5 protein-coding genes are annotated in these 4,504 nt (G+C 74.8%); 1 reads left to right on the forward strand and 4 read right to left on the reverse strand.

Annotated features, from left to right (window positions below; genetic code table 11):
- A partial coding sequence (locus tag AOK03_RS20475; RefSeq protein WP_157869017.1) for a hypothetical protein occupies positions 1 to 180 on the forward strand: 180 nt, incomplete at its 5' end.
- 29 nt (positions 181 to 209) lie between these two features.
- Here AOK03_RS20475 and AOK03_RS20480 read toward each other — a convergent pair.
- The 4 genes from AOK03_RS20480 to AOK03_RS20495 form a co-directional block, all read right to left on the reverse strand.
- Complete coding sequence (locus AOK03_RS20480; RefSeq protein ID WP_055566764.1) at positions 210 to 1,070, reverse strand: phytanoyl-CoA dioxygenase family protein; 861 nt, start codon at positions 1,068 to 1,070, stop codon at positions 210 to 212.
- Positions 1,071 to 1,119: 49 nt separating this feature from the next.
- Entirely contained in the window at positions 1,120 to 2,235 is a 1,116-nt protein-coding gene (locus tag AOK03_RS20485; protein WP_055566765.1) for a phenylacetate--CoA ligase family protein, read from the reverse strand.
- An 8-nt stretch (positions 2,236 to 2,243) separates the two neighbouring features.
- Entirely contained in the window at positions 2,244 to 3,428 is a 1,185-nt protein-coding gene (locus AOK03_RS20490; RefSeq protein ID WP_055566766.1) for a hypothetical protein, read from the reverse strand.
- Positions 3,425 to 4,504, reverse strand: a 1,080-nt coding sequence (locus AOK03_RS20495; RefSeq protein ID WP_208609562.1) for a DegT/DnrJ/EryC1/StrS family aminotransferase, incomplete at its 5' end; no start/stop codon positions are given. The genes AOK03_RS20490 and AOK03_RS20495, both read right to left, overlap by 4 nt.

Genomic DNA, 4,504 nt, shown 5'->3' on the forward strand with positions numbered 1-4,504 from the left:
CTCCTGCTTCCCCCCGCGGCCAACCCGCACCAGCCCCTGCTCGCCGATTTCGCGCACGCCGTCGCGACGGGCGAGGACCCGGTGTGCCCGGTGCCGGAAGCCCGCCTCGTCGACGACGTGATCGTGGCGGCGGAGCGGTCGGACGCGGCGGGCGGACGGCCGGTGAGGCTGTGGGGATGAGGCGGTGAGACAGTCGGGGGCGAGGCGGCTCACGCCCCGTCGTCGGCCGACCACGGCCGGAGCCAGCGGGGGTCCGGAGTGTCGCCGGAGTGTATGAAACGCGTGTCGACGGAGAGGCGCATCGCGTCGGTCGTCGTGTCCAGGGACGCGTGGATGATGCGGGGCAGATGCACCATCACATCGCCCGCCGCGAAGTCCGCGTACAGCCAGCGGCGGCCGAGGGTGCGGGCGGTCAGCTCCAGGTCGTGGCAGATCTGCCGCCGGTCGCCGGGGCGGTCGGTGACGTCGCGCAGCGGGGCGTACTCCTCGGGCGGCAGCCGGTGGGAGCCCTCCAGATAGACCAGGGCGCCGGTGGGCGGCGGGCAGTCGCCGACCGGGATCCAGAAGGTGACGACGCGCGGCGAACCCTCGTCCATGTAGTCGAAGTCGACATGGGCCCGGGAGGCGCGCCGCGTGCCGCGGTGGAAGTGGCGCAGGATGCGGCGGGGCAGCATCTCGGCCTTTCCGTCGAGGAGTTGGGCGGCGAGGGTGGACAGGGCGGGGTCGGCCACGAAGTCGTCGAAGGGCGCCGAGCGCACGAACGCGTAGGCCGGGTGCCCCGCCACTCCGTAGTTCGGGACGTCCTCGGGCACGCGGCCGGAGAACACCCCGTCCTCGGGTCCGCTGCCCGGCGCGAGCAGGCCCGGTGGGAAGAGCGAGAAGTACCGGCCGCGCAGCCGCAGCACCTCCGCACGGTCGAGCAGGCCCGGCAGGTACAGGTAGCCGTCCGCGTGCAGCCGCTCCCGCAGCGCGTCGGCGTCCCTTGGCTCCAGCAGGTCCGCGCTGGGGCGCAGCGGGCCGAAGAGTTCCGGCGTGAAGGGTATCGGTACGCCGTTCGACGACAGGTTCACGATGCGTGTCCCTCGATCCTTCGGGTCGGTGGACCGGCCGACGGACCGGTCAATAGACGCCTTCCACCGCCTCCTCGGCGGCCCCGGGGTCCAGGAAGGGCCGCACGGCGGCCACCCCGTCCCAGGGGAACCACGGGTGCGGCCCGGTCCTGACCGCGCTGTCCCGCTCCAGGAGGTTGGGCAGGAACAGGTCCTCCAGGAGCGTGGTGGCGCGCACCCGGCCGCGCTGCCCGACCCCGACCTCGCGCCACGGGTCGGCGGGGTCGACGACCCGGAGCACCGCGAAGGGCGGTGGCAGGTGGTAGGAGTGCCCGGTGCCGCCCGGCCCGGTGGGCGCGCCCGGCACCGCGTCGGCCTGCAGCGCGTGGCCGACCAGGGTGTTGCCGTACGTGTCGATCCACTGCACGTCGGGCAGGTGCTCCTCGCGCAGGAACTCGGCCTCGGCGGCGGTGCACGAGGTGCCGCCGGTGCAGACCGCGCGGATGCCGTACGTGTAAAGGGGCCGGGGCAGCCGCATCGCGAGCTCCACGAGCAGCCGTGAGGTCGTGAAGAGCAGCGAGGGGCGCTCGGCGGCGAGCAGGGCGCGGGTCTGGTCGATCAGGTGGGCCGTGTAGTCGTCGGCCTCGCCGCCCGAGCGCAGCGCGGCCTTCACCCAGCGCGGATCGAAGTCGATGGCGTGCACGGCGCCGCGCCAGCTGTCCGCGAGGCCTTCCACGAAGTGCCCGTAGGCGTGCGGCCCGCTCGGCGTCATCGCGAGCACGTCGCCACCGGCCACCCCGCGCGCCTCCAGCACGGTGCGGTAGATCTCCACGTCGTACGCGAGCCGCGTGACGTTGACGATGCGGCAGGGGGTGCCCGTGGTGCCGCCGGTCTCGAAGACCCGGAAGGGTCGGTCGTGGTAGCCGCGCGGGCGCAGGTCGCGGGCGTTCGCGGCGCGCAGTTCGGCCTTGTCGAAGAGGCCGAAGCGGTCCAGGTCGGCGAAGCCGCCGATGTCCTCGACCGGGTCGAAGCCGAGCTTCTCGCGCCGCGCCACCCAGAAGGGGCTGCCGGTCTCCGGCTCGAAGTGCCACCGCATCATGCGGCGCGTCCAGGTGTCGAGGTCGATGCCGAGCTCCGGGACGCGCTCGCGCAGCCTGTCGGGCAGGGTGGCGAAGGCGGTGGACATGCGGGGCCTCACTTCGCTGGGCGGTACACGAAAAGGGAGTCGGCGGTGATGGCCTGCGCGGCCTGCGGGGAGGCGCTCAGGACGGCGGCGGAGGGGAAGGGGACTTCGTGGCCGATCAGCGGATGACGGGGCGGCTCGAACACCGTCAAGTGGCCGTCCAGCAGGGCGATGTGCGGCATGGCGTGGACGTCGTTCGTCGCGCTGCGCAGGACGGGCGGCCGACGGGTCAGGATGCGGTCGCCGGGGCGGAGACGGTCGCGGATGCCGCGGGTCGCGCTCTCCGCCGCGTCCGGCTCCCGGAAGGCGGTCAGCGGCCACGCCCCGTCCGGCAGCAGCGCGTCGAGCGCGGCGGCGAGCCCCAGGCCCAGGGCCTCGGCGTCGTCGGGCTTCTCGCAGACGACGGTCCGTACGTTGCTGCAGAAGCGCCCCGAGTCCGCCGCGATCAACGGCAGCAGCCAGGCCACGGCGTCGTCCGTCGGCATGCCCGGGGGCACCAGCGCGCAGCCCCGGCCGGGGCCGTGCAGCGTGAGCGCGGGGGAGGAGCGGACGGAGGCGGCGAGCCCGGCGCCGCCGTAGACGACGTGCCGGTCCGTGAGCCTCAACAGGCCGTGCAGGGCGCGCTGTTCACCGGGGTAGAAGCCGAGGCGGGCCCGGGGCCAGCCCGCCGCGAGCAGGGCGGCGACGAGCCGGGCCGCGGAGAGCGGCTCGCGTCGGCTCGGGCGCAGCCACACCCCCGCCGAGCGCTCGGCCTGGTCGCAGACCGCGTCCAGACAGGTGAAGGTGTTGCCCGGCAGCGCCACCAGAGCCAGCGCGCCGTCGGGCTCCGGGGCGTCGTCCCTCTTCAGGACGCCGTCCCGCAGCATCGCGCACCACCGGTCGACCAGCGGGCCCGGCAGCCCCGCGCTCTCCCACAGCGCCGCGCGGAAGGCCGCGGGGCCCTGCTCGCCGATGCCTCCGACGGTGAGGGTGCCGCTGTCGAACAAGTCCAGTGCGGTGAGCAGGAGTTCGCGGCGTCCCGTGAGCAGGGGCAGGCCCGCCAGAGCGCCGTCCCAGGACCGTCGGTCCGCGTCGACGACGATCTCCGGGACCAGCGCGAGCTCCCTGCCCGCCGGTCCCGGCAGGGGCGCCCGGTCCAGCGAGGTCCGCCACTCCCCTCTGCGGAACGCGGAGATCACGGTGGTCGCGCCGGTCACGGCAGCTCGCTGCGGAGTGCGGCGACCACCCGGATCTGTTCGTTCTCCGTGAGGGACGGATACAGCGGCAGCGCGACGTGGTGCCGTGCGAACCAGCGGGCCCGTTCGAACGGGCCGTCGGCCGCGTCCTGACGGCGCTCTGCCGCGAACTGGGGGTGGTCGCACAGCAGGTGGTCGTAGACCTCACCGGCCAGCGACACGCCGTGCCGCTCCCGCAGGAGCTTCTTCAGGAGCGGACGGTCCAGTGGCCCGTCGGGATCCAGGTAGGCGAGGTACTTGTAGTAGTTGCTGCCCGCCGCGGCGGGTACGGCGTGCGGGCGGATCCCGGGCACGTCGGCGAGCAGCGCGTCGTACCGGGCGGCGAGCGCCCGGCGGGCGGCCAGGGTGGCGGCGAAGCGCTCCAGGTCCACCGTGCCGACGGCGGCGTGCAGTTCGCTCAGGCGCCAGTTGCCGCCGGGCCGGTCGTGCAGCGTGGAGCCCTGGGCGCTCTTGCCGTGGTCGCGCCAGCGCCGCACCTGCTCCAGGTCGTCCGCCGACGCCGCGGACAGCAGACCGCCCTCGCCGCTCATCGCGACCTTCGTGGGGAAGAAGGAGAAGGCGCCGAGCCGGCCGAAGCTTCCCGCCGGACGTCCGTCGAGCGTGGCTCCGAAGGCGTGCGCCGCGTCCTCCACCACGGGGATGCCGCGCAGGTGGCACTGGGCGAGCGCCGGGTCGAGGGCGGGCGAGACGATGCCGCCGATGTGGACGGGCAGCACGGCGGCGGTGTCGGGGTGCCGGTCGAGGGCCGCGCTCAGGGCGTCCGGGTCGAGCCCGAGGCCGTCGAGCTCGATGTCGACGAAGCGCACGGCCGCCCCGGCCCGCACGGCCGCGGCCGCCGTCGCGAAGTACGTGTTGACCGGCACGAGCACCGTGCGGCCCGCCACGCCGATGATCCGCAGCGCGATCTCCAGGGCCGCCGAGCCGGACGCGACCGCGGCGGTGTCCCTGCCGGTCCAGGGGCGGGCCAGCTCCTCGAAGCGGGCCACCTGCGGGCCCTGCGTGAGGATGCCGGAGGAGAGCGCGGCGTCGACGCGGTC

Origin of the sequence: Streptomyces atriruber (assembly GCF_001418325.1) — a bacterium.
GTDB lineage: Bacteria > Actinomycetota > Actinomycetes > Streptomycetales > Streptomycetaceae > Streptomyces > Streptomyces atriruber.